This window comes from uncultured Sphingopyxis sp. (assembly GCF_900078365.1).
Classification (GTDB): Bacteria; Pseudomonadota; Alphaproteobacteria; order Sphingomonadales; family Sphingomonadaceae; genus Sphingopyxis.
Genome location: NZ_LT598653.1, coordinates 2171777 through 2197939, shown reverse-complemented (window position 1 = coordinate 2197939; position 26163 = coordinate 2171777). Strand labels below are relative to the sequence as shown.

Here is a 26163-nt window from a genome sequence, read left to right as displayed (position 1 = left end):
GATCCCCCGCGCGTTGACGCCCGCCGCCTTCGCGGGCCGCGACGCGCGGGCGCCGATCGAAGATTTCTCCGGCGAGACGATGGGGACGAGCTGGTCGCTGCACGCAGTGGCGCCGCCCGCCACCACGATGCGTGGCGTCGAGGCGGCGTTCGACCTGGTCGTCGCGCAGATGAGCCAGTGGAAGGCGGACTCCGACCTCTCGCGCTTCAACCGCGCGCCGTCGGGACGATGGCATCGGGTGCCGGACGAACTCGCCCATATCGTCGAGGCGGCGCTTCGGATCGCGCGAGCGAGCGGTGGCGCTTTCGACGTGGGGATGGGCCGCCTGACCGAAGCTTGGGGGTTCGGCAGCGCGGGTCCCGTCGAGCGTCCGCCCGAAGGGCGCGCTGGTCCCGAAAATCGCACGATCGATTTCGATCCCGTGATCCGGCACATCCGGCGCGCCGAGGGCGCGGCATTAGACCTGTCGGGGATTGCGAAGGGCTATGCCGTCGATCTCGCCGCCGAATGGCTGCTCGACATGGGCGTGCGGCACTTCCTGCTCGAAGTTGGCGGCGAACTGCGCGGCGAGGGGGTGCGTCCCGACGGCCAGCCCTGGTGGGTCGATGTCGAAATGCCGCCGACCGCATCGGTCGCGCCATGGCGCATCGCGCTGCACGATCTGTCGGTCGCGACCTCGGGCAATTATCGCCGCGGTTTCCGCGCGGATGGGCAGCATTATTCGCACAGCTTCGATCCCCGAACCGGCCGTCCGATCGTCAATGGCGTCGCATCGGTGACGGTGCTGCATCGCAGCTGCACGCTGGCCGACGGCTGGGCGACCGCGCTGACCGTGCTCGGGCCCGAAGCGGCGATGGGGCTGGCCGACGAGCAGGGCCTGGCCGCGTGCGTCATCACGGGCGACCGCGAATATGTTTCGCGCGCGTGGAGAGCGATGCTGGATTGAAGTCTAATCGTCATCCCGGCGAAGGCCGGGATCTCGCCGGTGCAGAATGACGCTCTGGCGAGATCCCGGCCTTCGCCGGGATGACGATATGAGGGCTCAGCTATCGGCCCAAAGCCGCAGCAGATTGTGATACACCCCCGTCAGCTCGATCACCGAGCGGTCCTTGCCGCCGAGCTCGCCGGTCAGCCGCTGCACCGCGCGGTCGAGGTCGAACAGCGTGCGCCGTTCCTCGGCGCTGCGCACCATCGATTGCAGCCAGAAGAAAGAGGCGACGCGCCGCCCGCGCGTGATCGGCGTGACGCGGTGCAGGCTCGACGAGGGGTAGACCACGGCATGGCCGGCGGGCAGCTTGACCCGCTGGACGCCATAATGATCCTCGACCAGCAATTCGCCGCCGTCGTAATTTTCGGGCGCTTCGAGAAAGACCGTGATCGACAGGTCGCTGCGGATGCGGAAATCGCTGCCGCGCTTGAGGCGGATCGCATTGTCGACATGCGTGTCGAACTCGTGCCCCTCGCCATAACGATTGAATAGCGGCGGATAGATTTTGAGCGGGAGCGCCGAGGCGAAGAAGATCGGCGAGCGGCCGAGCGCCTCGAGGATCAGACGGCCCGCCTGTTTCGCCGCCTCGCCATCCTCGGGCAATTGCTCATTCTGCTTGGCGAGCGCCGACTGGTGGCCCGACGTCGCATTGCCGTCGATCCATTCGGCGGCGTCGATGATCGCGCGGATGTCCGCCACTTCGGCGGGCGAAAGCAGATCGGGAACGGCAATGAGCATCGGCGGTCTGTCCCTTTGCGCTACCCCGCCGCGCTGCCACAGGTCGCGGGTGCGATCAATGGCGGGAACGGCGCACTGCCGCCCCCGCCATCCTTCGTCAGAAGCCGGCCGACACGGTCAGCACCGCCGACCGCGCGTCGCCGGGGGTCGCCCAGCCATTGTTGCGGATGCGGGTGAAATAAAGCTTGTCGGTGAAATTCTTGACGTTGAGTTGCGCCGAAATTCGGTCGGTGAAATCATAAGCCAGATAGGCGTTGTGGACCCAATAATCGTCCGACTGGAACAGTTCGGGATCGGCGGTCGCGGTGGGCAGGTTGAAGGTGAACTTGCCCTGATAGGTCGCGCCATATCCGATCTTCAGCCCGAACGGCAGTTCATAGGTGGTGAACAGGCTGCCCGAATGTTTGGGCGTGTTCTGAAGCCGCGCGCCCGCGACCGGATCGGGGAAGGCGGGCGAATTGGTGCAGGTGCCTTCGCCGGGATTGGCGAGGCAGAAGTCGGACACCGACTGCAATATCTCGCTGTCGAGATAGGTGTAGTTGGCGGTGATCGACCAGCCGGGCAGAATCTGGCCGACCGCGCTCAGCGCGATGCCGTCGACGCGCGAATGGCCGTCGAGCACCTGATCGGGCAGCGTCGGGTCGCCCGAATTGACGCGATAGCTGTCGCGCTCGTTGCGGAACGCCGCGGCGCTCAGCAGCAGGCGTCCGCCCGCGACCTCGGCCTTTACCCCGATCTCGTAATTCTTCGCGCCCTCGGGCTTGACGTTGCAATTGCCGTTGAGGCCGTCGTCGTTGGGCAGCGAGCAGGCGCCGTTGACCGACGACTGCGACGGGGTCTTGGAATTGCCATAGGCGGCATAGAGGGTGACCGCTTCGACGGGCTTGTAGACGAGCCCGATGCGATAGGAGAAGAGATTGTCGCTATATTCGGCGGGGACCGTCACGCCCAGGCCGGTGCGCCGCGACCCGCTGCTCTTTTCATAGCGGACGCCGCCGTTGAGCTCGAACTTGCCGAGCTTCATCGCGTCGAACAGATAGGCGGCATAATTGTCGACCTCGCCGCGTTGACGCCCGGTGAAGGTGAAGTTGACCGGTCCGTCATAGACGTTGCTGCCATAGGAGAAACCATCGGGCAGGTCGGGGCCGACGACCACCTCGTTCGGGTTGGCGATGTTGACCAGCGGGTAGCGCGTGTAGAAGGGCGTTCCATCGGCATTGCGCAGCGCATTGCCGTTGTTGAGCGTGTATTTTTCCCACAAGGCCGATGCGCCGATGACGAGCGTATGTTCGATCGCGCCGGTGCTGAAGGTGCCGCGCAGATCGACCTGATCGTACATCAGCTCGTTCGTCGAATCGCGGAGCGTTCCGCGCGGACCGCCGATGTAATAATAGCCGTCGGACACGGTGAATTCGCCGAAACCATTGACGCTGATCGTGCAGCTGTCGCCCCGCGGCGTCACGCCGGTCGACAAGCAATAGGTGCCCTGCGGCGGGCCGACGATGGTCAGCTGGCTGACCTTTTGCCAGCGCGCGAGGTTGCGGATCGACCAGCTGTCGCTGAAATCATGCTCGAAGATCGCGGTCGCCTGATCGACGGTGATCTCCTGCCGGTCGACGTTGCGATAGCCGAAATAGTCGCTGCGGTGAACGCCCGGGATCAGGCCGTCGTAATAGGGGACGCCATATTGCGGGATATTGTCGTCTTCCTGGTGCAGATATTGCAGCGTCAGCTTGGTCGAACCCGCCATGCCGATGCTGATCGACGGCGCGACGCCCCAGCGCTTGTAGTTATCGACGTCGCGCCCGGGCACGTCATTCTTGTGCGCCATCGCGTTGAGGCGCACCGCGATCAACTCGTTCAACCGGACATTCGCATCGACCGTGCCGCGATAATAATTGTCGGTGCCGATGCCGGCGGTGCCGATGACGCGCGTTTCGTCGAGCGGGCGCTTGGTGACGATGTTGATCGACCCGCCGACCGACCCGGCGCCGCTCTGCACCGAATTGGCGCCGTTGACGATTTCGAGCTGTTCGAGGTTGAACGAGTCCGACCGGCTGTAGGCGGCGCTGTCGCGCACCCCGTCCTGCGTGATGTCGCTGCCCGCCGAATAACCGCGGAAGTTGATCGAGTCGGCCGGGGGCGATCCGCCTTCGGCGGCGCCGAAGGTGATGCCGGGGACGGTCGACAGCATGTCGCGCAGCGTCAGCAGATTCTGCTGTTCGATCGTCTCGCCGGTGATGACCGTGACCGTCTGCGGCGTGTCGCGGACGGGGCGGGTCGATTTGGGCGATTCCTGCTGCGTCTGATAATGCTGCCCGGTGACGATGATCTGCTCGCGCTCTTCGCGGCGTTCGCGCTCGGACTGCTGTTCGGAAGACGCATCGGCACCCACGTCGGCCGCCATGGCCGGAGTGCTGATCAGGCTGCCGACGCAGGAGAGCGCCAGGAAAGTGGCGGACGTCGTTGGCTTCACGGCTGTTACCCCTGTTGTGATGGACGGGTCGCCGCTATTGCGAGTTACTCGCAGAGTCAATAATAATGAGAATTATTCGCAACAATGTCGCAAGCGCATTGGACCATGCGCGAAGATGAGCAAAATCACCGTCGCTCGAGCCACCATGTCTGTCGCCAGCCATATCGGCTCGCGACGGGGTCCCCCGCCGCGTTGGTCGCGGGCTTGAAGCGGAACCGTTCCTCGATCAGCCGGCATGTCGTCGCGTCGAGCGATGCGTCGCCGCTCGACCGGCTGACGCGGCACCCGCTGACCCGGCCGCTCGCCTCGATGGTGAAGCGCACCTCGACCTCGCCGCCGATCCTGGCCCGGCGCGCTTCGCGGGGATAGTCGCGGTCGCGGATCGTCCCGCTCCGCCAAACGGCCTTGGTGCCGCCGCCGGTGCCGCTGCCCGATCCGCCCGCGCCGGTCCCGTCGCCGCGCCCGCCTGCACCCGATCCCGGCCCCGGATTGGGCGTGGCGCCGGCCGAGGGCGCATTTCCTTCACCCGGATGCGGCGCCGCGGTCACGGGCGGCGCGGCGGGCGGCAGTTTCGGCGGGGGCGCGGCGACGGCTGCAGCCTTGGCGTGTTTGTTGGCTGCCGACGCCTTGCCGCTGGCCTTTTCGCTCGGCGTCCTTGACGGCGCCGTTTCCTCGCGCGGGGGCGGCGGGGCGGGGATCGCGATCGCGGTGATCGCTTCGCCGGCCTTGCGAACGACGTCGAGATCGAGGCCGCTCGCGAGGCCGAGACCGACCCCGGCGGCGGCGATCAGCGCCGCGGCGCCTGCCGCCGCGCGCTGCCGCCCCGATACCTGTCCCGTATAGGCCATGCCGTCACCCTGTGGCGCGCCGATGCGCGCGCGGCCCGCTTAAGGCTTGTGGGGATTCACCGCGAATCCTTTCCCTATATTATGTAAAAAAGCTGTGTGCTCCCGCCTGCGCGGGGACACGCGGCTTTTTTCGAGCGAAGAGGGAAAACTCGCTAAAACCCTAAAGGAAATCGTCTAGCGTGGACATGAACCGGTCGAACTGGTCGTGGTGCAGCCAGTGGCCGGCATTTTCGAACTCGATGACCTTCGCCGTGCTGAAATGCCGGAGGCGTCCGTCCTTCTCCGGGTTCGAGGCCCAGCTGTTCGCGCCGTAGAGGAGCAGGGTGGGGCAGGTGATCGCGCCCCACAGCGACGCGATGTCGTCCTGCGGCATGTCGAAGGCGGGCCAGACGTTGAGGTAATTGTCGAACTTCCAGCTCCACGTCCCGTCCTCGTTGCGGCTGATGCCATGGATGGTCAGGTGGCGCGCCTGCGCCTCGGTCAGATAGGCATTCTCGCCCATCATGCGCGCGAGCGCGTCGTCGAGCGTCGCATAGCGGCGCGGGGTGCGCCCCGCGGCCTGCCTTTTGTCGTCGATCCATTTGCGGAAGCGTTCCGCATAGGGAATCTTCGCGCGTTCGGCGATGACCTTGGGCGAGGGGCCGAGCCCTTCGATCGCGACGAGCTTGCGGACATTTTCGGGGTAAAGGCCGGTATAGCGCAGCGCGATATTCCCGCCCATCGAATGCGCGACGATCGACAGCGGGCCGAGGTCGAGCTGGTGGATCAACTGCGCGAGATCATAGACGAAGCCGTCCATGTCGTAGTTGCCGTCGGGCGACCAGGCGCTGTCGCCATGCCCGCGCAGGTCGGGGGCGATGATGTGATAGCGGTCCTTCAGCTTTTCGGCGACCCAGTCCCAGTTGCGGCAATGGTCGCGGCCGCCGTGAACGAGCAGCAACGGCGGCGCGTCCGGATTGCCCCAGTCGACATAGTGCAGCTTCAGCCGCTGCGAAATGAAGCTGTTCGAGGTCGGGCCGGCACTTGCCATCGGATCATCCTTGCTGTCTGTTCCAGTTTCAAAAGGCGACCGGTTTCGATCCGTCAACCCCGCATCGTTCGGGTCGCCGTCAACCGTAAAGGAGAGGATGAGCGCGATGTCGACATTTCGGGATAATCTGTTGGCAGGAACGACCGCTTTTGTTGCGGGCGGCACAAGCGGCATCAACCTCGGCATCGCGAAACGCTTTGCCGAGCTGGGCGCGAAGGTCGCCGTCGCCGGGCGCGATCCCGACAAGGCGGCGCGCGCGGCCGAAGATATCGGCGCGGGGGCGCTCGGCCTGTCGGGCGACGTGCGCGATTATGCGGCGATCCGCGCGGTGATGGAGCGGGCCGCGGGCGAACTCGGCCCGATGGACATCGTGATTTCGGGTGCGGCGGGCAATTTCCTCGCGCCGGTGCTCGGCATGTCGGCGAACGCCTTTCGCACCGTCGTCGACATCGACCTCAACGGCACCTTCAACGTGTTTCGCGGCTGTCACGACCTGCTCAATCGGCCGGGCGCGTCGCTGATCGCGATTTCGGCGGGGCAGGCGGTCAACGCCTCCGCGCTGCAGGCGCATGCCTGCGCGGCAAAGGCGGGGATCAACCAGCTGATTCGCGTGCTCGCGCTCGAATGGGGTCCCGAGGTGCGCGTGAACGGCATTTCGCCGGGGCCGATCGCCGATACCGAAGGGATGAAGCGCCTCGCGCCCGACGCCGCGACGCGGCAGGCGCATTACGACCGGATCGCGATGAAACGGTGGGGCCGGATCGAAGAGGTCGCCGAATCGGCGGTGTTCCTCTGCTCGCCCGCCGCAGGCTATATCACCGGCACGATTCTCGACTGCGACGGCGGCAGCCAGATCGGCGACGCATCGCGTGGTGACTTGGCGCGCGGAATGGCGTAACGCGCTTTCGATCGATCTCGTCATCCCGGCGAAGGCCGGGATGATGGTAATAGAACCTGTTCACGGTTCGGAATCAAAAACGCCGCCAACCCGTCGGGCTGGCGGCGTTTTTAATGGTGGGCGTGGCAAGGATTGAACTTGCGACCCCTGCGATGTCAACACAGTGCTCTACCACTGAGCTACACGCCCATCCCTTGGGGTGACGCGCCCCCTAAAGGCCTCGGCGCGGCTTGGCAAGCCCTTCCTTCGAGTCCGTTCCGGTTGCACCGGAACAGAGCGGGCCGGTGCCGCCTCCGCGTGAGCGGAAAAGAGGGCTATTGTTGGTTCGACCGGTCGGCGCGCCCGAACAGATTGTCGACTTCGCGCACCAGATCCTTGAGGTGGAAGGGTTTCGACAGTAGCTTCGCCTGCGGCACATTTTCCTCGGCGCGCAGCGACACCGCGGCGAAGCCGGTGATGAACATCACCTGCGTCTGCGGCGCCGCCTTCGCGGTGTGCTGCGCGAGTTCGATCCCGTCCATTTCGGGCATGACGATGTCCGAGAGGAGCAGGTCGAAGGTTCCCGAATCGATATAGGGAACGGCGGCGGTGCCGCGATCGACCGCGGTGACGTGATAGCCGGCACTCGTCAGCGCGCGCGCGAGATACTCGCGCATCACATCATCGTCTTCGGCCAGCAGGATGCGTATCATTCGAAATCTGTTCCCTGGTCCTCGGGCGTCGCCGGTTCCGCGCGGCGGTGCCCCTTATCCATATCCGGCGATAGCGTCAGAGATTTAACAAATTGACGCGCGACGCTGGATTCGTCGCGCTTTTTTTGCCACGTCCAGGCGATGCCGACACGCAGCATCCCGCCTGCCGCCATCGCTGTCAACCGGCCCCGGACGAGCGGGCCGGTCGTGGTGTCGGTGCCGCACGCCGGGCGCATCTATCCGCCCGAGATACTCGCGGCGGCGCGAGTCGAGCGATCGCAACTCGAACGGCTCGAGGATGGCTGGTGCGATCTGCTCGCCGCCGGAGCGACCGGGGCGGGGGCGACCGTCGTGCAGGCGCTGTGGGCGCGCGCGGTCGCCGACCTTAATCGCGGCGAGGGGCAGATGGCGCCCGGCGAGGTGGCGTTGCCGCTGCGCGCGCAATTTTCCGCGCCGGGACGCAAGGAGCGGGCCGGGCTAGGGGTCGTCCCGACACGGCTGTTCGATTGCGGCCCCTTGTGGACGCGGCCGATCGACGGCGCGGCGCTGCACTGGCGACTCGAATCCTTCCACCGACCCTACCACGCCGCGCTCGCCGAAGCGTTGATGGAGGCGCGGGGCCGGTTCGGCCATGCGATCCTGATCGATCTTCATTCGATGCCCCCGATTCCGGCCGGGCAACCGGGACACGGCGCGCGAATCGTCATCGGCGACCGCTTCGGCAGCAGCGCGGGCGAATGGCTGATCGATCGGGTGGCGGCATCGGCGGCGCATCTGGGCGAAGGGGTGGTACGCAACCGACCCTATCCGGGCGGGCATATCGTCCGCACGCATGGCCGGCCCGGCGATGCGATTCACGCGGTGCAGATCGAGATCGACCGCAGCCTCTACTTGTCGGACGAACGCCTGCCCGACAGGACGCGGGTCGAACGCCTCGCGGGCTGGTTCGCGAACCTTGTCGCCGAGCTCGGAGAAGCGCGGCCCGACGCCGAAATATTTCCGCAAGCCGCCGAATAGAAGGCGATCATATCGATTGCAAACGCGCCGGAGGGTGCCGGCTTTGGGGTGGGGAGCGGGCGTTCCCTACCTTCGTCATTCCCGCGAAAGCGGGAACCCAGTGCGTGCGTCGGCTGATCCCGCGCTGGGTTCCCGCTTTCGCGGGAATGACGAAGTTATGGGATACTGAGCGTCGCTTTTCGGTCGTTTCCAGTCTTTCGTCATCCCGGACTTGATCCGGGATCCATTCTTCCCGACGTCGCGCGAATGGACCCCCGGATCAAGTCCGGGGTGACGATGAAAGAAACATCCTCCCTGTGCCGTAGGCATGGGGAAGTGGCAGCGCGAAGCACTGACGGAGGGGCTGGTAGCGCAAGGTCGCAGCCCCTCCACCGCCTTCGGCGGTCCCCCTCCCCACGACTCTGCCGCAGGGAGGATTTAATGGCAGCTTTCGGCCGAAAACGGTCATACCGCCACCCGTTTGTAAAGGATATGATTGCCAATAAAAAACCACCTCGTACCGAAGTACGAGGTGGCCAGGGTCCAGGGAGGACGCGTCCGCGCCAAAGCTGACGGGACACTCGCCGCGATGGAAAGGGGGAAAACCATGGCGGCGTACCGACAATCTAGGGATTGTCGGCCGATCTTACAAGAGCTGTTGATTGCAAAAGAAACTGGTCGGGGAGAGAGGATTCGAACCTCCGGCCCCTGCCTCCCGAAGACAGTGCTCTACCAGGCTGAGCTACTCCCCGACCGATCTGCGCGCCGACCGGGGTCGCCGCGAAGGCAGGGCGGTCCTCTAGACGCGCAATCTGCGAACTTCAAGCGCCAATCGGCACATTCAATGCGATTGCAGCGATTAGATCATTTCGGCAGTTCGAAAGCTGAAATGACCGTCCGCGACGAAAATCAGATGATCGGCCAGATCGATGCCCAGGGTGCGCAGGAAGAGCGCGGCATTGTGAGTCGCGCTGATGTCGGCGTCGCTCGGCAAGGCGATGCCCGAGGGGTGGTTGTGCGCCATCACCACCGCCGTTATCCCGCCGCCGAGCAAGGCCCGCCAGCTTCGCGGCGGGATGGTGCAGCGGCCGCTCGCATCGCCCTCGACGCATTCGAGGCGGAGGAGGCGGTCGAATGCGTCGAATCCGGCGAGCAGCAGCGTTTCGCGGCGATCGTCGAACAGCGGGCGCAGCAAATGGCGCGCCACGTCATCCTCGGAACGGGACGGCACGAATCCGGCCGGTGCGGAGGGCTCCGGCCTTCTGCCGACGGGCTCGAACAGGCTCATCCGGGGACCCATGCGCCCGGCGCGCGCGATTCCCAACGCGCGACTGCCCCGCATCGGAGGCTTTATAGGCGCATTCCCGCTGGTCCCTTGTCCGCGTGGGGCGCGGGGCCTAGCAATGAGACGGCAAAAGCGGGAGCGCGTCGTGTCTGATTCCATCCATTATGAACTGCAATATCTCGACCTGATGCGCCGCATCTGGGTCGAGGGCGACGAGCGCGTCGATCGCACCGGCGTCGGCACGCGCTCGCTGTTCGGCGAGACGATGCGATTCTCGCTGAAGGACGATGCGATTCCGCTGCTGACCACCAAGCGCGTCTATTGGAAGACCGCGCTGCGCGAGATGCTGTGGTTCCTGACCGGCGACACCAATATCCGGCCGCTGGTGGCGCAGGGTGTCAGGATATGGACCGACTGGCCGCTCGACACATATCGCCGCGAAACGGGCGAGGCGATCAGCGCCGAGGATTTCGAGGCGCGGATCGTCGCCGACGCGGACTTCGCCGCGAAGTGGGGCGATCTCGGGCCGGTTTACGGGCATCAATGGGTGAACTGGCCGCGCTACGAACCGGCAGGCGAGGGGCTCTTCCGCCGCGCCGAGCAAGGGCATAACCAGATTGCGGCGCTGGTCGATTCGCTTCGCAACAATCCGGGGTCGCGCCGGCATATCTTCACCGGCTGGAACGTCGCCGATCTCGATCGCATGGCGCTGCCGCCCTGCCATATGACCTATCAGTTCCACGTCCGCAGCGATGGCGGGCTGTCGTGCCTGCTCTTTCAGCGGTCGTGCGACCTCGGTCTCGGCTTCGCGTTCAACATTTTCGAGGCGGCGCTGCTGACGCGGATGATCGCCGCGGTGTGCGATCTCACCGCGCATGAAGTCGTCTGGACCGGCGGCGACGTGCATCTCTATCTCAATCACGCCGATCTGGTCGAGCAGCAGTTGCGGCGCGTTCCCGAGGGCGCGCCGAAGCTGCGTATCCTTCGCCGGCCCGCAAGCATATTCGATTACAGGTTCGAGGATTTCACGGTCGAGGATTATGCGCCGCAAGCGCATATTTCCGCGCCCGTGGCGGTCTGACCGCCGGCATTGCATTCGTATGGCGACAGTAATAATATGTCGCCACGTTGAAATATAACTAGGCGCACGATTCGCGCGCGAAGGGAAGAAGATATGCCTGAGACGACCCCCCAAAGGGAGGCGGGGCGCCCGGCGAGCAATTTGCCGCCGCTGTCGCTTCATATCCCCGAACCGCGCTATCGTCCCGGCGACACGCCCGACTTCGGCGATATTGCGGTTCCCGCCGTCGAGGCGACGCCGCGCCCCGGCGAAGCGACCAAGCCCGACGCGATGCGCGAGCTTTGCTACGGCCTCGTCCGCGTGCTCGATTTCGACGGCGAAGCCAAGGGGCCGTGGGATCCGAAGCTGGCGCCCGAGCGGCTGCGCGCGATGCTGCGCAACATGATGCTGGTGCGCGCGTTCGACGACCGCATGTTCCGCGCGCAGCGGCAGGGCAAGACCAGCTTCTATATGAAGAGCACCGGCGAGGAAGCGACCTCGGTCGCCTCGACGATGGCGATCGACCGGACCGACATGGTTTTCCCCAGCTATCGCCAGCAGGGCATATTGATCACGCGCGATTATCCGCTGATCCAGATGATGAACCAGATCTATTCGAACCGCGGCGACCATTTGCTCGGGCGCCAGCTTCCGATCATGTATTCGGCGCCCGAGCATGGCTTTTTCAGCGTGTCGGGCAACCTCGCGACCCAATATCCGCAGGCGGTCGGCTGGGCGATGGCGTCGGCATCGAAGGGCGACAGCCGGATCGCCACCGTGTGGTGCGGCGAAGGCTCGTCGGCGGAGGGCGACTTCCATTCGGCGCTGACCTTCGCGACCGTCTATAATGCGCCGGTCATCTTCAACGTCGTCAACAACCAGTGGGCGATTTCGAGCTTCTCGGGCTTTGCCGGCGGCGAGCGCACGACTTTCGCGGCGCGCGCCGTGGGTTACGGCATTGCGGGACTGCGCGTCGATGGCAACGATCCGCTCGCGGTCTATGCCGCGACGCAATGGGCGGCGGACCGCGCGCGGACGAACAATGGGCCGACGCTGATCGAGCATTTCACCTATCGCAGCGAAGGCCACAGCACCTCGGACGACCCCAGCGCCTATCGCGCCGCCGACGAGGCGACCGCCTGGCCGTTCGGCGATCCGATCGCGCGGCTTCGCCAGCATCTCGAGGCGCTCGGCGAATGGGATGGCGAGCGTCACGAGGCGCAGGCGAAGGAACTCGACGAGCTGGTCAAGACGACCCAGAAGCAGTCGGAAAAGCTTGGTATTCTCGGCCACGGCATGCACCAGCCGTTCGAGACGATGTTCGAGGACGTGTTCGAGGAGATGCCCTGGCACCTCAGGGAGCAGTGCGCGCAGATGCTCGCCGAGCAAGAGGCCAAGTTCGGCCCCAACTGGAAACCCGAATGATGAGCGGCGACATCAAAACGATGAACATGATCGAGGCGATCAACAGCGCCATGGACGTCATGCTCGAGCGCGATCCCGCGACCGTCGTGATGGGCGAGGACGTCGGCTATTTCGGCGGCGTCTTTCGCGCGACCGCGGGCTTGCAGAAAAAGCATGGCAAGACGCGGGTGTTCGACACGCCGATCAACGAATGCGGCATCATCGGCGTCGCGGTGGGGATGGGCGCCTATGGCCTGCGCCCGGTGCCCGAAATCCAGTTCGCCGACTATATCTACCCAGGGCTCGACCAGCTCGTCAGCGAGGCGGCGCGGCTGCGCTATCGTTCGGCGAACGATTATATCTGTCCGATGACGGTGCGTACTCCGTTTGGGGGAGGCATCTTCGGCGGCCAGACGCACAGCCAGTCGCCCGAAAGCATCATGACGCATATCTGCGGCGTGAAGACGGTGATCCCGTCGAACCCCTATGACGCCAAGGGGCTGCTGATCGCGGCGATCGAGGACAATGACCCCGTCGTCTTCCTCGAACCCAAGCGCATCTACAACGGCCCGTTCAGCGGCTATTACGACCGTCCGGTCGAACCCTGGTCGAAGCATGAGGCGAGCGCGGTTCCGCAGGGCTATTACCGTATCGATCTCGGCAAGGCGGCGACCGTGCGCGCGGGCGAGGCGCTGACGATCCTCGCCTATGGCACGATGGTTCATGTGACCAAAACGATCGTCGAGGAAATGGGCATCGATGCCGAAATCCTCGACCTGCGCACGCTGCTGCCGCTCGACATCGAGGCGATCGAAGCGTCGGTGAAGAAGACCGGGCGCTGCCTGATCATTCACGAAGCGACGCGCACCTCGGGTTTCGGCGCCGAACTCGCGGCGCTGGTGCAGGAACGCTGCTTTTATCATCTCGAGGCGCCGGTCGAGCGCGTGACCGGTTTCGACACGCCTTATCCGCATAGCCTCGAATGGGCCTATTTCCCCGGCCCGGTGCGCATCGCGACCGCGCTGACCAAGATATTGAAGGACTGACGCCATGGCCCGCTATTCATTCCGTCTGCCCGACATCGGCGAAGGCATCGCCGAGGCCGAGATCGTCGCCTGGCACGTGCGTGTAGGCGAACGCGTCGAGGAAGACGCGCAGCTCGCCGACATGATGACCGACAAGGCGACGGTCGAAATGGAATCGCCGGTTTCGGGCGTCGTCGTCGAACTGGCGGGCGAGGTCGGCGACATGGTGGCGATCGGCTCGACGCTCGCGGTGATCGAGACCGATGGGGAAGCTGCGGAAGCGCCGGCTGAAGAGGCGGTCGAGGAGGCAGTTGTCGCGGAAACGCCGGGGCCCGAAGAGGTTTCGGTGGCCGAAGAAGCTCCCCTCCCGCTTGCGGGAGGGGCTGGGGGAGGGCCTGTCGAACCCGCCCCGACGCCGGTTATAAACGAAACAAGCCCTCCCCCCGCCCCGGCGCTAAGGCCGTGCTCGCTTCCCCCGCCGTCCGTGCGCGCGCCAAGGATCTCGGCGTCGATCTGTCGCAGGTCCATGCCGACGGCGACCGCGTCCGCCCGGTTATAAACGAAACAAGCCCTCCCCCGGCCCCTCCCGCAAGCGGGAGGGGGGCTAAGGCCGTGCTCGCTTCCCCCGCCGTCCGTGCGCGCGCCAAGGATCTCGGCGTCGATCTGTCGCAGGTCCATGCCGACGGCGACCGCGTCCGTCACGCCGACCTCGACGCCTTCCTCCGCTACAGCGGCGGGCAGGGTTATCACGCGCCCGGCGCGTCGCGTGCCCGTGCCGACGAGCCGGTCAAGGTCATCGGCATGCGCCGGAAGATCGCAGAGAATATGGCGGCGTCGAAGCGCGCGATCCCGCACTTCACCTATGTCGAGGAAATGGACGTCACCGCGCTCGAGGAAATGCGCGCCGGCCTCAACGAAAATCGCGGCAATCGCCCGAAGCTGACGATGCTGCCCTTCCTGATCGTCGCGATCTGCCGGACGATCCCTGAGTTCCCGATGATCAACGCGCGCTACGACGACGAGGCCGGCGTGGTGACGCGCCACGGCGCGGTGCATCTCGGCATGGCGACGCAGACCGACGCGGGGCTGATGGTCCCGGTGATCCGCGACGCGCAGGACAAGAATGTCTGGCAGCTCGCGAGCGAGATCAGCCGCCTGGCGGACGCTGCTCGCACGGGCAAGGCGAAGGTCGAGGAACTCACTGGCGGCACACTGACCGTTACCTCGCTCGGCCCGCTCGGCGGCATCGCGACGACGCCGGTGATCAACCGGCCCGAGGTCGCGATCATCGGTCCGAACAAGATCGTTGAGCGGCCGGTCTTTGACGGTGACGACATCCGCCGCGCGAAGCTGATGAACCTGTCGATCAGCTGCGACCATCGCGTCGTCGATGGCTGGGATGCGGCGAGCTATGTGCAGGCATTGAAGAAGCTGATCGAAACGCCCGTGCTGTTGTTCGCGGATTGAGAAAACCGTCGCCCCCGCGAAGGCGGGGGCCGCTGGAAGTTTATTGCCTTCGCCGCTGAGCAAGGCCGATTGCGGCCCCCGCCTGCGCGGGGGCGACGGCTATTTATGGCTCCCGTCTCTGACTATAATCCCAGCCCCGCAAAGCTCGTCTGGTCGAACTTCAGCTTGAAGGTCACATAGGCGCCCGAGCGCGCGAAGCGCGCGTCTTCGAAATCGCGGTCGTGGAAGCCCGCGAAATTATAGCCCAACGTGACGTTGGCGTTCTTCATCGGCGCAAACGTCAGCGTCGGGCCGCCCGCCCAGCTCACCGTGTCGGCATCGGTGCCGACGCGCACCGTGCCCGACGCGCCGACATCGACATGCTCGCCGAGAAAGCGGAGGTCGGCGCCGATCAGGTTCGACCAACCTTTGACATCGTCCTCGCCGAAGCGGTCGAAATTGTAGCGCGTGCCCCAAAAGATGCCGATTTCGGCGCGCTCGTACCACATGCCGCGCGCGCCGCGGCTGCCTAGCGGCGTCCAGTTCACCGACAGGCTACCCAGCAGACGGCGGCTCGTCGCGTCGCCGTCGATCGTCAGCGCCGCCCCGCCGATCGGCCCGGCCTGTCCCGCGACTGCATCGCGGACCTTGTCCGAGCGGAACTCGCCCTTGCCCAGCCACGACACGCGCGATGCGGCGGGGCGGTGCGCCCAGCTCGTCTCGAACTGGATGACTTCGGTCGTCGGCGCGGGGCCGCGGCCGCTCGCCCTGGCATAGGTGAAAAGCGCGCCCAGGGCGCGGCCCTCGCCGAGTTGACGCAGCCCGCCGAGCGTCAGGCCAGTGCGGTCGGCGATCTCGCCATTGCGATATTCGGCGCGGCCCGTCAGCGTCCAGCGGTCGGCGCGATAGGTGGCGCCGGTGCTGATCGCGACGAAATCCTCGGTCAGCACATTGTTGCCGCCGAGGAATCCGCCCGATGCGACAGGCTGTTCGGGGTTGAGGACGTCGCGCGCGCGGATGCCGCCGATCGTGCGGTTGCCGTCGACCGAGACATCGACCGACCAGCGCGTCCCGAGCTTCAACGACTGCGACAGGCCATAGGCGGCGAAGCTGCGCGGGCCATATTCGCCGATCTCCTGCCGGTTCGCGGTCGCGAGCAATCGCGCGCCCGACCAGGGCGCCAGGTCGAAACCGAGCCGCGCGGTCCGCGCCTCGATCGTATCGCCGCCGGCGATCTCGTAGCTGCCGACGAGATTGACGTCGCGGCTGACCGCGAAGCGCGCGCCGAGGCGGTGGCGCGACGGAAAATCGATGCTCGCATCCTTCCCGCCGAGCGCGAATTCGGTCTGCGCGTCGAGTTCGAGGCGATTGGCGAACAGGCGTTGCGTCGCGCCGAGCTGGACGATGTTCGAGCGGTTGCGCGTGCCGTCGGTCAGCCGGTCGTCGGCATGAGTCAGCCCGGCGCGCGCCGCGCTCGTGCCATTGTCATATTCGATCAGCGCGCGGGCGGCGCGGCGGCGGGCGCCGGTTTCCAGATAATCCTCCTGCCACGCGCTGCCGGTCACCGACAGGGTGCGGCTGGCTTTCAGGCGGGCGTCGAAGCCGAATTTGCGCGTGCCATTCTCGCTGCTGTTGAGCTGGCCGGTGCCGAAGCCCGCCTCGCGCGTCCGGACATAGGCGAGGAGGTCGGCGTTGCCGCTATGATGTTCGGCCTCGACCAGCCATGCCTTCGCGGTGCCGCTGGCGGCGGCATTGCCGTTCGTGGCCTTGGCGTCGCTGACCGCGAGTTCGGCGCGCAGCTCGGTTTCGATCGCCGGGCGATAGCGCGCGTCGATCCCGCCGAGATTGGTCCGGGCGTTGCCGTCTTCGTCGTGGATGAAGGTCGCGCCGACGCGCAATGTCTCGTCATCGGATTGGTAGCTGACGCGCCCGCCCGCATTGAGCACGCGCTGCCCGACGCCATCGACCTCATATTCGGCGACGATGAACTGCGGATCGAGCGCCGACGAGCGGCTGAGCACGGGTTCGCGAAAACGGATCGTGCCCGCCAGATAGTCGATGTCGTAATCGACGTGGCGCGACAGGCTGACGCTGGCGACGATGCGCTCGCTGTGCAGCCGGTCGCGCGTCTCGATGATGATCCGCTCGCTGTTCGGCAATATGTCGCGTGCGCCAAGCTGATAGGGGCCGGTGAGGCCGTTGCCCTGAATCTCGTCGCGGCGGAAGCGATAGGGCGTGTCGGCGGCGAAAGCGGTCGCGGCGAGGTTGCGTCCGCGATACTCGGCCTTGCCGCCGTTGAGCGCGCGCTGATAGCGGGCGAGCTCGGGTTCGGAAATCCCTGTCTCGATGTCGCCGAACATCGCGTAGAATTGCGGGCGTTCGAGGCGCAGATAGAGCTTGCGCACCGAGGCGGCGTCGTGGCGCGTCTCGTTGCGGTCGGCATAGATGGTATAATAGGCGCGCGGGTCGATCACGCCGCCGAAGCGCGCGTCGTCCTGGTCCTTGTCGCTGTCGTAGGCGAGCGTCATCAGCCATTTGCCGAGCACGCGGCCCTTGGCATAGAGCGCGAGGCGCGCGTCGGCGTTGAGCTCGCCCGTCGTCTCCGCCACCGGCTCCATCCGGTCGTCGAGCGTGTTGTAGCCGAGCGTTCCGGCAGCGAAACCGACGACGGTCCACGGGCGGTTGCCAGGATCGAGCCAGGTCTCGATCACCTGCTTGCGCGTCACCTTGTCGTCGCGGAAAGTGAAGTCGATCGCGAGCGTGCCCGACGCGGTCGTCGGTTCGAGTTCGATCGTCGCGATGCCGTCGTCGCCGTCGACCTTCCAAACCGGTTGCGCACGCTCCAGCCCTGCGAGTTGGCGTGCCTGCTGCGCATCGGCCTCGACCGCCGGATAATAGGGGGCGGGAACGCTGAAATCGCCGGTGAGTCCCGCCCGGACCGGCTGGCCGTCGCGGTCGGTCAGCCGCACCGCGATCACCGGGCGCGTGATACCGTCGGCGATCAGCACCGACCGTTCGCGGATCAGCGTCGCGCGCATCGGAGTGATCGAATAGTGAACCGTGCGTTCGAGCGTCTCGATCAGGGCGCCGCCCGCGCCCTTCACCTCGGCGAGAAGGCGGTTTTCGCCCTCGCGAATCTCGAGCCCGCGCCACAGGCTGACCGCGACGGCGCCGTTGGCCGATTTGCCGACGCCCTCGAAGGTCAGCGGGTCGACGGGCTTGCCGTTGACGCGGAGCGACACCGTTTGTCCCGGTGCGTGCTTGATCGCGGCGCGGATCGTCTTCGCGCGCGGATTATGGTCGGTTTCAGGAAAGAGCCAGCCGATGCCCGGCGCCTGCCCCGCAAGCCAGTCGCGGCCCGCGCCGGCGGCCTCCGGGTCGCTCAGAACCTTCGCCGCCTCGACCGCAGCCGTTTTCGGCGCCGCGCGCGGCGCACTCGGCGCGGCGCGAAAATCGGCGCGTTTCAGAGCGCCGCCGCGGCCTTCGACGAAGCGAGAGATCGCGCTGCCGGCGCTTTGCGCCGAACGCGCGCAGTCGATGGCTTCGCGGTCGAGCGGCAGGGTCGACGGGTCGATCTGCACGACGTGCAGGCCCGGCCGTACGCCTTCGAAATGATAGCGGCCGTCCTCGTCGGTGACGGTGTAGCTGCCCTCCTGCAGCATCACGCGGACACCCATGATGCCATCGGCCTTGCCGGGATCGACGCGGCAGCCGCCGTCGGTGATGCGACCGATGATCGTCATGCGGTCGCCGAGCTGGTCGCGTTTGATCGCGATCGTCGCCTCGGCGATATTGCTCGGCGTTCCGCGGTTGTCGGTCGCGCTCGCGCGGTTGAGCGCGTTGCCGGGCCGCGCCGACACGACGACTTCGGCGAGATAGGTGAGCAGATGTGCGCCCGAAGGGGCGATACCGGGCAGGGAGATCGCGAACTCGCGGCCGTTCGCCTGGACGACGGCGTCGGCGCGGACGCCGTCGATGCGCACGCTTTCGGCGCGCAGCCGCATCCCGGCGGGCAGTACGTCGCGCACCGTCACGGTGCCGGTGCCGCGGCGGGTGTCGCTGTTCGCCACCTCGATCCGATACTGAACGATGTCGCCGGGCACTGCGACCTGCGTCGATGTCGTCTTGCGCAGGACCAGCGGCACGCCGGGCCGATCGACCGGGATGTCGACGCGCACCGGGGCTGGGCTGCTCAATGTGAAGATGCCGCCGTAGCTCGCGCCGGTGATCTCGAACGGCTGGCTGTCGTCGGGGCGGCGCAAACCGGCCAGATCGGCGGCGCTCGATTGTGAAGGCGCGGCGAAGGGCGCAGGCGGCTCGACGACCAGGCGGTAGCTGCCCGGCGCAACGAAGGGAAAGCGGTAGTCGCCCGGCGGAAAGTCATAGACGGTGCCGCCGGCATCGGTGACGCGCTGGCCGGTGACGACGCTGGAGGGATAGGCCGAGACGCCGTCATCGCCGAACACTGGAGCGGGCTGGCCGGTCGCGGCATCGACGATGGTGACCCGGCTGCCCGGAACGGCGGCGCCGTCGCCGCTGTCGAACACGATTCCGAAGGGATCGACGAGGAAATTGATCATCGCGAGCGCGACGAGGTTGGCGTTCGCCTGATCGGTGACGCGTAATGCCAGCGGCGCACCGGGCTCGACCGACAGGCGGCAGTCGCCTTGCGTCACCGCCGGCGGGACGCCGATCGTGTTGATGAGGCCGACGAATTCGCCGCTGTCGGCGGCGCTCTCGGTCAGGGTGATCTGTTCGCGGTCGCCGTTTTCGAGTTCGAGAGCGACCGAGAGGGTGTCGCGCGCCGCCGGGTCGATATTGGCCGACGCGAGCGTGACCCCGACCACCAGCACTTCGCCGGCGCGGAAGCTATCAGTGCTTTGCAGCGATGCCGGGGCGGTCGAAATGCCTGAATAGACACCGCCGAGATCGATGGTGCTGGTCGCGGCGCGCGCGGCGGCGCGGTTGCACTGCGTCGGCGCGACTGGCACCGATCTGGTGCCGTCGCCGTTGGTCAGGCGATAGGTGGCGATCGCCGGGCGTTGGGGCGGCCGCGGGCTCACGGTCACGTCGACGCGATTCGACAGCATCTGGCCGGGACGCCCCTCATGCGTCCACTGCGCCGAAGCGGTGTTCGTGATCACCCGCGCCTGCGCCATGCCCGGCGCGGGCAGCAGTGCTGCCGCGACCAGGGCGGTCACGAAGCCGGAAAAGGTCGTGCGGAGTGCCATGCAAGCCCCGAAGGGGGCCGCGGACGCCGGCTTTGCCGGATCGCCCGCAGCCCCGTTCGTTACCCGATCAGTTGACGGTCGCGCGGAAAACGAGCGTGCTGGCGGTGCCCGCGGCGATCGAGGCGATCGTGCCCGACACGTTCGGCGCCGCATAACTGCCACCGGTCGCGCCGTTGAAATCGCATGTCCCGCTGGTGACCGTGCCGCCGAGCAGGATCGACCCCGCATTGAACGTCAGCTGGCCCGGAACCGGGTCGGTGATCACTACCGAGGTCGCAGCGGCGCTGCCGGTGTTGGCGACCGCGATGCAATATTCGATAACCGCGCCGGGGATCAGCTTCGGATTGCTCGTCGCGTTGACGGGGTCCGAGATGATGCGGCTGGACTTCGTGACCGTCAATGTCGCGGTCTGCACCGTATAATCGTCATTGTCGCTGTGCGATCCGTCGCGTGCCGCGTCGCCCGCGACGCCGGCCGTGACGTCGGCGAAGACCGTGTCCTTGCCGGCGGTATTGGCGCCGGTGGTTTCGGTGATCGCCGCGCCCTGCGCGCCGATGGTTCCGCCTTCGCGCGCCGTGGCGCGTAGCGTCACGCCGGCGACCGCATTGTTGGCAAGGCCGGCCGGAATGTCGGCGACGACGAACAGGCGAATGGCCGTATCGACGACGAGCTCGTCGATATAATTGGTGATCAGCGTGTCGCCCGCGTCCCAGCTGCCGATCGTCCCCGACGCGGTGTTGTCGCGATAGATGCGGACATTATCGGCGTCGAAGCTGTCGGTGCCGCCGTGGGAAGCCGTGCCGCCGGCGATTTGCGTCGCCGTGAGCGCGAAATCGAGCGTCTCGTTCGACAGGTTCGTCAGCTCGAATGTCGTGACGGCATTCGCCTGTCCGGGTACGACGGTCGTGGTGAGATCGGCGACTTCCTCGACGAGCAGGTTGATCTTGCGGTCGACGGTGAAATTGTTCGACGCCGACTGCTGGCCCTGCGCGACGCCACCGACCTGATAGTCGACGGTGGCGGTATTGGTGATCGTGGTGCCCGCGGTCGTGCCGGCGGCAAAGGCCGGCGCGGCGGCGACGCTCGAAAGCGCCGTCAGACCGATGGCACCCATATAAGTCAGCTTGCTGGTCATAGCTGAGCTCCTGGGCTTTATATGGTCGCCGTTTCCCCACCGCTGGCGACCGTCAAGCGGCTTGTTTCACTTCGCTATTTGACAACTCCCCGAAACATGAGCTTGCCCGTGCCGCCGACCGGTATCGGGTTCTGAAAGGCCCAGCGGATATGCGTCACGTCGGCGGGTTGCGCGGCGCGGCGCGCGCCGTCCGCCATCGGAACGCTGAGGTCGGAAAGCAGTCCCCACTGCTTGCCGCCATCGACCGAGACGAAGGGCTGCGCGTCGCCGGCATCCGCGAAGCGAACCGCCGCGGGCATCGGGTTGGTGACGACGAACTTGTCGGCCGGCTGCGCGCCGGCGTTGCGATAGTTGAGCACGAAGACGAGCCGGTCGCCGGGAACGACGACCTTCGGTTCTTCGAGCAATATGCGTTGCCTGCCCTCGGCGTCGGTCGAAACGCGCTCGACGAAGACATGATTGTCGAGCGCGACCTGATTCGCGGCGAGCGCGGGGCCGGGCATCAGCGTGGCGAGCAGAAAGAAGAGGCGGGTGCGCATGGGCATCTCCATCAATCGATCGTGGTCTGGAAGGTGACGGTGCGGGTCTGGCCGCCGGCGACGGTGCCGAGCGCGACGCTGATCCGCGTGCCGTTATAATCGCCCGCGTCGGCATCGGCCGCGTCGGTGAGAGCGCCGCCGCCAAGCGTGATCGAGCCGGGGACATAGGCGGTGTCCGCCGGAATATCGTCGGTGATCGCGAGGCCGCTCACCGAACCGCTGCCCGCGACGGTGGCGACGATCGTATAGGTAATCGTCGCGCCCGGGATCGGATCGGCGGTGCTCAGCGAGTTGGTCACGACCGCCGATTTGACGAGCGTGACCGTCGCGGCCGAGACGAGGAAGGCGCCGGCGTCCTCGCCATCGGCGCCGGTCGTGCCGACGACGGCATCGCCGCCGCCTTCGCCCTGTCCCGCAAAGCTGTCGCCGGGATCGCCGGTGCCGGTCTTCGCGGCGGCGGCGAGGCTGACGATGCCGCGATGGCCGTCGGCGGTCGAGCCCGGCGTCGTCGCGAGGACGAAGACGGTGACGCTCTGATCGGGGTCGAGCGACGGATCGTTCGCGCCCGCCGTATAGAGCGTGTCGGTGCCCGAATCGAAGAGGCCGTCGCCATTGTCGAGATAGATTTGGGTGACGACGGGATCATAATCGTCGCCGCCGGCGTTGACGATCGCGCTGAGCCCGAAGGCTTCGGCGCCGTTGCCGCTGTTCGTGACCGAGAAGGTGAGCACCTGCCCCGTCGCGCCGGGCGTTGTCGGCACGTCGCCCGGATTGCCCGAAGCGACGGTGACGTCGAGCAGTTCGTCGACGAGCAGGTCGATACGGTTCGAAGCGACCGTGGTCGTGCCGCCGCCGGTATCGAAGCTCGCGCTCGCGGTGTTGCTGATGGTCGAGCCGGCGCGTGTGCCGGCGGCCTCCGCCTGCATCGGCAGCGCAAGCGCGGCGAGCAGGGCAAGGGTTGAACAAGAGGGAAGAAGCCGATGCTTCGCGCCCCCCACAGGCGCTATCATCATCATTTTGACTCCGAACAGGTTGGTCCTTGGAGCCGTCAGTCGCCGATAAAGGGTAATTTCTGGTTAAAAGGCAGGTAGGAAGCGGTGTTTTGTTCCAAATAGGGACATGCGCCGCATTCGCGCGGACACCAACACGGCGGCTGGCGCGGGACATAAAGCGCGCGTAAGATGAAGCGGTTGACGAGGAGAAAAGGGGTGGCGGAGGACCGGGGCAGCAAGGATGTGCATCCGCCGCGCGTCCATCCGCTGCACCAGATCGAGATCGACGATTTCCGCCGCGACCGGCTTCTCGCCGCGCTGGCGCTGATCCTCGGCGCCGCCTTTTGCCTCGGTCTGCCCTTCGCCTTGCAGGCCGGCGCCGAATTCTTCCTGCCGCTCACCGCGGCCATCGTTATCGCGATCGCGCTCGTGCCGCTGCTCGAATGGCTCGAGCGTCGCGGGCTGCCATCGGCGCTCGCGGCGTTTTTCGCGCTCGCGACCTTTCTTGCGATCATCAACGCGGCGCTCGCGATCATCGTCGTGCCGGCGACGGGCTGGTTCGCGCGCATTCCCGAATCGATTCCGCGCATCCAGAGCAACCTCGCGCCGCTCATCGACTTTTATTCGACGCTGCAACGCTTCGTCGATCGCACGCTGGCCTCGGTCGCCAGCGGCACCGAGGCGACCGCGCAGGCGGTCGCCGCGACCGCGCCGACATCGGTCGTCGACTATTTCATCTCGTCGGCGCCCTCGGCGGCGATCCAGCTGTTTTTCGCGGTGCTCGTCATCTTCTTCTTCCTCGCGGGCTGGACCCGGCTGCGCCAAGGCACGATTCGCCGGCGCGGCAGCTTCGACGGCGCGATGCAGACCGCGCGCGTGATCCAGAATGTCGTCGATGCGACCGCTGACTATCTGGCGACGATCACGATGATCAACGCCATTCTCGGCCTCACCGTCGCGTTGCTGCTCTGGGCGCTGGGGATGCCGTCGCCTTTCATGTGGGGCGGGATCGTCAGCATCTGCAATTTCGTGCCCTATCTGGGGCCGATCGTCGCCGCGGTGCTGCTGGGGCTCGGCGGACTGATGACCTTCGACGCGGTCGGGCTCGCGCTGCTGCCCGCGCTGATCTTCATCGGCGTGCATCTGGTCGAGGCGAATCTGATCACGCCGCTCGTGCTCGGCAAGCGGCTGACGATCAATCCGCTGCTCATTCTTGTGTCATTGAGCTTCTGGGGATGGGTGTGGGGGACGCCGGGCGCGCTGCTCGCGGTTCCCTTGCTGCTGATTTTGCAGACGGTGCTTGCGTCGACGGGGACGCCAGATCTCGCGGGTTTCCTGTTCGAACATGGCACGCTGACCACCACCGACGAGGTGCGCGATCGATTAAATCGCACGCATGATGAAAGCGACGGTTGACAGGTCGGAGCAGGGGCCATATTGGCGCGGCTCCCAAGCACACGCGGGTGTAGCTCAGTTGGTTAGAGTGCCGGCCTGTCACGCCGGAGGTCGCGGGTTCGAGCCCCGTCACTCGCGCCATTCCTCGTCTTTCTGGACGGAATGGTCACCGCAGTTTGGGATTTTCCATCACCGGAAATTTTAGACTGGCGCCGCGCCTCAGCGGCGCCAAGTCCCCAGTTCCATCCAGCGCAGCAGCGGCTTCAGCGGCGCGATCCATAGGATCCCCGCCACGAGATAGAAGACCGCCTGCACCAGCACCGGCCAGGTGCCGACCCAGGGCGAAAGGCTGACGACGATCGCGGTCCAGCCCGCGATCAGCGCGAGGATCAGGAACATGCCCGCGGGCTTGCGCCAGCTGGGCTGTGGATTGCCGTTGAACCGATCCTGGCTGTCCTGATTCACAAACGATCTCCGCAAAGGATAAATTCCTGCTCGGTCCATATCGCGTCGAGCGCGACATCGGTCGATTCGCGCGGCGTAGCGTCGATTTCCTGCACCGACCAGCCGATACCGATGCGCAGCGCGTCTGGGTGCGCGGCGAAATAGCGGTCGTAATGGCCGCCGCCCTGACCAATCCGGCCGCCGCGGCGGTCGAAACCGACGAGCGGGCAGAAGATGAGGCCGGGCGTCGCCAGCGGCGCATCGTCGCCGGGCTGCTGCGTGCCCCATGGGCCCTTTTCGAGCGACTCGCCCGGACGCCAGCGGCGGAACGACATTTCAGCGATCCGCCCGGCATGGTGGGGCAGGGCAAGCGCGCCGGCTTCGCCGAGGTCCGCGAACATCGGCAGGATGTCGGGCTCGTCGCCCAATGCGACATAGGCGCCGATGACGCCATGATCGGCGAGAAGCGCGGAAAGCGGCTCGGGGAGCACGCGGAAAGCGGCCAATCGCGCCATGCCGTCGAGATTGGCGGCGAAATGCCGCCGCCGGAAGCGCAGCCGCTCGCGCAATTTCCGCTTCTGCTGGATGAGGTCGGCGGACAGGTCGGTCATCGCCTCCTCGGGAGCTTGATGGCTGGTTGGCGGGACCACCATAGTCGTTTGCCGGAAAATCCTCTGACGCCAGTAACGTCAGGTGGGAACCATATACGTCGGACCAGGGTCCGGGCAGGGACAGCTCCCTTGGATGATGTATCGCCTCAGGGATATTCGCAGCGGCTCGTGCAGGGCAGTGCCCGCCGTCCCCTATGTAGGGGCGTGGCCTTGTTTGCTCAAGGGAGTTGCTCGACTTTCGCGGCGAGGCTTTCGATCCGGTCTGCAATCTGCAGCAGCGCCCGGTCGTGCGACGGATTGGCGGCAGGCGCCGCGGTCGCGGCATTTTGCCGCGCGGCCTCCAATGCGTTGATCGCGTCCTGCTCGCGCGCGACGGCGGCTTTCAGTTCGTCGCGCGCCTGCGCTTCGCGGCTCTCGGCGAGCGCGACCGCCGCGCGCAGCGAATCGGACTGCGGTTCGGTCTTTTCGACCTTGCCGCGGGCTTCCTGCATCTCGTCGGCGAGCATGAGCGCCGCGAACAGCAATTGGCGAACCTCGGTTCCGCCCGGCATCGCGCGGACCTTTTCATCGACGACCGCGGCGAGCTGGGCCAGCTGCGCTTCCTGCCCGTCGGCGCAGTGGACGTCATAGGGACGGCCCGCGATGGTCAGCTTGACGTCAGCCACGGTCGGCCTCCGCGATCAGCCGGTCGAGCTCGCCGATGACGGCGGCGACTTCGGCTTTCAGCGCCGACTGATCGGCGGGGGGGGCGGCAATCGCCGGGGCGGGGCGGTTCGCCCGGTCGGCCAGGGCCTTTTCGATGCGGCTGAGCGCGCGTTCGATACGGCCGATAGCCAGGCTGGATTCGTCGAGATCGAGTTCCATGCCCAAGGGTTAGCAGCGCGCGTGGAGGCGTGCAATCGCCTCTCCGCGCCGAAACGCGCCAGAATT

General features: G+C 66.3%; 22 protein-coding genes, 3 tRNA genes and 2 pseudogenes. 10 read left to right on the top strand and 17 right to left on the bottom strand.

Annotation, left to right across the window (positions count from 1 at the left end; all coding sequences use genetic code 11):
* Positions 1–13 precede the first annotated feature (13 nt).
* Complete coding sequence (locus tag QZL87_RS10080) at positions 14–946, top strand: FAD:protein FMN transferase (RefSeq protein ID WP_295318848.1); 933 nt, start codon at positions 14–16, stop codon at positions 944–946.
* Between the two features lie 96 nt (positions 947–1042).
* On the opposite strand, the gene QZL87_RS10075 is transcribed toward QZL87_RS10080, so the two are convergent.
* From QZL87_RS10075 to QZL87_RS10060, 4 genes are all read right to left on the bottom strand, one after another.
* The gene (locus QZL87_RS10075; protein WP_295318845.1) at positions 1043–1726 is read right to left on the bottom strand and encodes a Fe2+-dependent dioxygenase; all 684 of its coding nucleotides are present in this window, start codon (positions 1724–1726) and stop codon (positions 1043–1045) included.
* A gap of 97 nt (positions 1727–1823) precedes the next feature.
* Positions 1824–4202 carry a TonB-dependent receptor gene (locus QZL87_RS10070; protein WP_362987064.1) on the bottom strand — a complete coding sequence of 793 codons (2379 nt, stop codon included), beginning with the start codon at positions 4200–4202 and terminating at the stop codon, positions 1824–1826.
* A gap of 125 nt (positions 4203–4327) precedes the next feature.
* Complete coding sequence (locus QZL87_RS10065; protein ID WP_295318842.1) at positions 4328–5050, bottom strand: energy transducer TonB; 723 nt, start codon at positions 5048–5050, stop codon at positions 4328–4330.
* A 160-nt stretch (positions 5051–5210) separates the two neighbouring features.
* On the bottom strand, positions 5211–6080 hold the full coding sequence (locus QZL87_RS10060) for an alpha/beta hydrolase (protein WP_295318838.1): 870 nt from the start codon (positions 6078–6080) through the stop codon (positions 5211–5213).
* 106 nt (positions 6081–6186) lie between these two features.
* On the opposite strand from QZL87_RS10060, the gene QZL87_RS10055 reads away from it, so the two are divergent.
* The gene (locus QZL87_RS10055) at positions 6187–6978 is read left to right on the top strand and encodes an SDR family oxidoreductase (RefSeq protein WP_295318836.1); all 792 of its coding nucleotides are present in this window, start codon (positions 6187–6189) and stop codon (positions 6976–6978) included.
* A 114-nt stretch (positions 6979–7092) separates the two neighbouring features.
* Here the strand turns inward: QZL87_RS10055 and QZL87_RS10050 are convergent.
* The 3 genes from QZL87_RS10050 to QZL87_RS10040 all read right to left on the bottom strand — a co-directional run bounded on the left by QZL87_RS10050 (position 7093) and on the right by QZL87_RS10040 (position 7828).
* Positions 7093–7167, bottom strand: a tRNA-Val gene (locus QZL87_RS10050).
* A gap of 125 nt (positions 7168–7292) precedes the next feature.
* The gene (gene cpdR, locus QZL87_RS10045) at positions 7293–7670 is read right to left on the bottom strand and encodes a cell cycle two-component system response regulator CpdR (RefSeq protein WP_295318833.1); all 378 of its coding nucleotides are present in this window, start codon (positions 7668–7670) and stop codon (positions 7293–7295) included.
* On the bottom strand, positions 7667–7828 hold the full coding sequence (locus QZL87_RS10040) for a hypothetical protein (RefSeq protein WP_295318831.1): 162 nt from the start codon (positions 7826–7828) through the stop codon (positions 7667–7669). Before QZL87_RS10040 ends, cpdR begins: the two co-directional genes overlap by 4 nt.
* Here QZL87_RS10040 and QZL87_RS10035 point away from each other — a divergent pair.
* Positions 7812–8687 carry an N-formylglutamate amidohydrolase gene (locus QZL87_RS10035; protein WP_295318829.1) on the top strand — a complete coding sequence of 292 codons (876 nt, stop codon included), beginning with the start codon at positions 7812–7814 and terminating at the stop codon, positions 8685–8687. The two genes, QZL87_RS10040 and QZL87_RS10035, sit on opposite strands and share 17 nt — an antisense overlap.
* Before the next feature lie 654 nt (positions 8688–9341).
* On the opposite strand, the gene QZL87_RS10030 is transcribed toward QZL87_RS10035, so the two are convergent.
* Positions 9342–9418, bottom strand: a tRNA-Pro gene (locus tag QZL87_RS10030).
* A 107-nt stretch (positions 9419–9525) separates the two neighbouring features.
* On the bottom strand, positions 9526–9873 hold the full coding sequence (locus QZL87_RS10025) for a JAB domain-containing protein (protein ID WP_295318827.1): 348 nt from the start codon (positions 9871–9873) through the stop codon (positions 9526–9528).
* A gap of 196 nt (positions 9874–10069) precedes the next feature.
* Here QZL87_RS10025 and thyA point away from each other — a divergent pair, with 196 nt between their 5' ends.
* From thyA to QZL87_RS09995, 5 genes and pseudogenes are all read left to right on the top strand, one after another.
* A complete protein-coding gene (gene thyA, locus QZL87_RS10020; RefSeq protein ID WP_295318824.1) occupies positions 10070–11032 on the top strand; it encodes a thymidylate synthase in 963 nt (320 codons plus the stop codon).
* Between the two features lie 93 nt (positions 11033–11125).
* Positions 11126–12436 (top strand): 3-methyl-2-oxobutanoate dehydrogenase (2-methylpropanoyl-transferring) subunit alpha, encoded by a 1311-nt coding sequence (locus QZL87_RS10015; protein WP_295318822.1) that lies wholly within the window; start codon positions 11126–11128, stop codon positions 12434–12436.
* Complete coding sequence (locus QZL87_RS10010) at positions 12433–13461, top strand: alpha-ketoacid dehydrogenase subunit beta (protein ID WP_295318819.1); 1029 nt, start codon at positions 12433–12435, stop codon at positions 13459–13461. The genes QZL87_RS10015 and QZL87_RS10010 overlap by 4 nt, the downstream gene beginning before the upstream one ends.
* Before the next feature lie 4 nt (positions 13462–13465).
* Positions 13466–13959, top strand: a pseudogene (locus QZL87_RS10005) (biotin/lipoyl-containing protein); the annotation flags it as partial.
* A gap of 84 nt (positions 13960–14043) precedes the next feature.
* Positions 14044–14907 (top strand): annotated as a pseudogene (locus QZL87_RS09995) (dihydrolipoamide acetyltransferase family protein); the annotation flags it as partial.
* A gap of 122 nt (positions 14908–15029) precedes the next feature.
* On the opposite strand, the gene QZL87_RS09990 reads toward QZL87_RS09995, so the two are convergent.
* The 4 genes from QZL87_RS09990 to QZL87_RS09975 form a co-directional block, all read right to left on the bottom strand.
* Positions 15030–20117, bottom strand: coding sequence for a hypothetical protein (locus tag QZL87_RS09990; protein WP_295318817.1), 5088 nt, complete (start codon positions 20115–20117; stop codon positions 15030–15032).
* Between the two features lie 67 nt (positions 20118–20184).
* Positions 20185–21252: a hypothetical protein gene (locus QZL87_RS09985; protein ID WP_295318815.1), complete on the bottom strand. Its 1068-nt coding sequence runs from the start codon at positions 21250–21252 to the stop codon at positions 20185–20187.
* Positions 21253–21326: 74 nt separating this feature from the next.
* Positions 21327–21791, bottom strand: coding sequence for a hypothetical protein (locus QZL87_RS09980; RefSeq protein WP_295318812.1), 465 nt, complete (start codon positions 21789–21791; stop codon positions 21327–21329).
* A gap of 11 nt (positions 21792–21802) precedes the next feature.
* Positions 21803–22804 carry a hypothetical protein gene (locus QZL87_RS09975; protein WP_295318810.1) on the bottom strand — a complete coding sequence of 334 codons (1002 nt, stop codon included), beginning with the start codon at positions 22802–22804 and terminating at the stop codon, positions 21803–21805.
* A 168-nt stretch (positions 22805–22972) separates the two neighbouring features.
* On the opposite strand from QZL87_RS09975, the gene QZL87_RS09970 reads away from it, so the two are divergent.
* Both QZL87_RS09970 and QZL87_RS09965 read left to right on the top strand, forming a co-directional pair.
* Entirely contained in the window at positions 22973–24199 is a 1227-nt protein-coding gene (locus tag QZL87_RS09970; protein WP_295318807.1) for an AI-2E family transporter, read from the top strand.
* Positions 24200–24242: 43 nt separating this feature from the next.
* Positions 24243–24319: transfer RNA gene (locus QZL87_RS09965), tRNA-Asp, on the top strand.
* A 78-nt stretch (positions 24320–24397) separates the two neighbouring features.
* On the opposite strand, the gene QZL87_RS09960 is transcribed toward QZL87_RS09965, so the two are convergent.
* From QZL87_RS09960 to QZL87_RS09945, 4 genes are all read right to left on the bottom strand, one after another.
* Positions 24398–24643, bottom strand: a complete 246-nt coding sequence (locus QZL87_RS09960) for a DUF2842 domain-containing protein (RefSeq protein WP_295318805.1) — start codon at positions 24641–24643, stop codon at positions 24398–24400.
* Positions 24640–25233 carry a 5-formyltetrahydrofolate cyclo-ligase gene (locus QZL87_RS09955; protein ID WP_295318802.1) on the bottom strand — a complete coding sequence of 198 codons (594 nt, stop codon included), beginning with the start codon at positions 25231–25233 and terminating at the stop codon, positions 24640–24642. Before QZL87_RS09955 ends, QZL87_RS09960 begins: the two co-directional genes overlap by 4 nt.
* A 218-nt stretch (positions 25234–25451) precedes the next feature.
* A complete protein-coding gene (locus tag QZL87_RS09950; protein WP_295318800.1) occupies positions 25452–25898 on the bottom strand; it encodes a cell division protein ZapA in 447 nt (148 codons plus the stop codon).
* A complete protein-coding gene (locus QZL87_RS09945) occupies positions 25891–26097 on the bottom strand; it encodes a hypothetical protein (protein WP_295318799.1) in 207 nt (68 codons plus the stop codon). Before QZL87_RS09945 ends, QZL87_RS09950 begins: the two co-directional genes overlap by 8 nt.
* Between the last annotated feature and the right edge of the window lie 66 nt (positions 26098–26163).

What these genes read in the sequence shown, in the direction of transcription:
- QZL87_RS10075 (WP_295318845.1), bottom strand. Translation starts at nt 1,726, where the DNA reads ATGCTCATTGCCGTTCCCGATCTGCTTTCGCCCGCCGAAGTGGCGGAC.
- QZL87_RS10065 (WP_295318842.1), bottom strand. Translation starts at nt 5,050, where the DNA reads ATGGCCTATACGGGACAGGTATCGGGGCGGCAGCGCGCGGCGGCAGGC.
- QZL87_RS10060 (WP_295318838.1), bottom strand. Translation starts at nt 6,080, where the DNA reads ATGGCAAGTGCCGGCCCGACCTCGAACAGCTTCATTTCGCAGCGGCTG.
- QZL87_RS10055 (WP_295318836.1), top strand. Translation starts at nt 6,187, where the DNA reads ATGTCGACATTTCGGGATAATCTGTTGGCAGGAACGACCGCTTTTGTT.
- cpdR (WP_295318833.1), bottom strand. Translation starts at nt 7,670, where the DNA reads ATGATACGCATCCTGCTGGCCGAAGACGATGATGTGATGCGCGAGTAT.
- QZL87_RS10035 (WP_295318829.1), top strand. Translation starts at nt 7,812, where the DNA reads ATGCCGACACGCAGCATCCCGCCTGCCGCCATCGCTGTCAACCGGCCC.
- QZL87_RS10040 (WP_295318831.1), bottom strand. Translation starts at nt 7,828, where the DNA reads ATGCTGCGTGTCGGCATCGCCTGGACGTGGCAAAAAAAGCGCGACGAA.
- thyA (WP_295318824.1), top strand. Translation starts at nt 10,070, where the DNA reads ATGAGACGGCAAAAGCGGGAGCGCGTCGTGTCTGATTCCATCCATTAT.
- QZL87_RS10015 (WP_295318822.1), top strand. Translation starts at nt 11,126, where the DNA reads ATGCCTGAGACGACCCCCCAAAGGGAGGCGGGGCGCCCGGCGAGCAAT.
- QZL87_RS10010 (WP_295318819.1), top strand. Translation starts at nt 12,433, where the DNA reads ATGATGAGCGGCGACATCAAAACGATGAACATGATCGAGGCGATCAAC.
- QZL87_RS09990 (WP_295318817.1), bottom strand. Translation starts at nt 20,117, where the DNA reads ATGGCACTCCGCACGACCTTTTCCGGCTTCGTGACCGCCCTGGTCGCG.
- QZL87_RS09985 (WP_295318815.1), bottom strand. Translation starts at nt 21,252, where the DNA reads ATGACCAGCAAGCTGACTTATATGGGTGCCATCGGTCTGACGGCGCTT.
- QZL87_RS09980 (WP_295318812.1), bottom strand. Translation starts at nt 21,791, where the DNA reads ATGCGCACCCGCCTCTTCTTTCTGCTCGCCACGCTGATGCCCGGCCCC.
- QZL87_RS09975 (WP_295318810.1), bottom strand. Translation starts at nt 22,804, where the DNA reads ATGATGATAGCGCCTGTGGGGGGCGCGAAGCATCGGCTTCTTCCCTCT.
- QZL87_RS09970 (WP_295318807.1), top strand. Translation starts at nt 22,973, where the DNA reads ATGAAGCGGTTGACGAGGAGAAAAGGGGTGGCGGAGGACCGGGGCAGC.
- QZL87_RS09955 (WP_295318802.1), bottom strand. Translation starts at nt 25,233, where the DNA reads ATGACCGACCTGTCCGCCGACCTCATCCAGCAGAAGCGGAAATTGCGC.
- QZL87_RS09945 (WP_295318799.1), bottom strand. Translation starts at nt 26,097, where the DNA reads ATGGAACTCGATCTCGACGAATCCAGCCTGGCTATCGGCCGTATCGAA.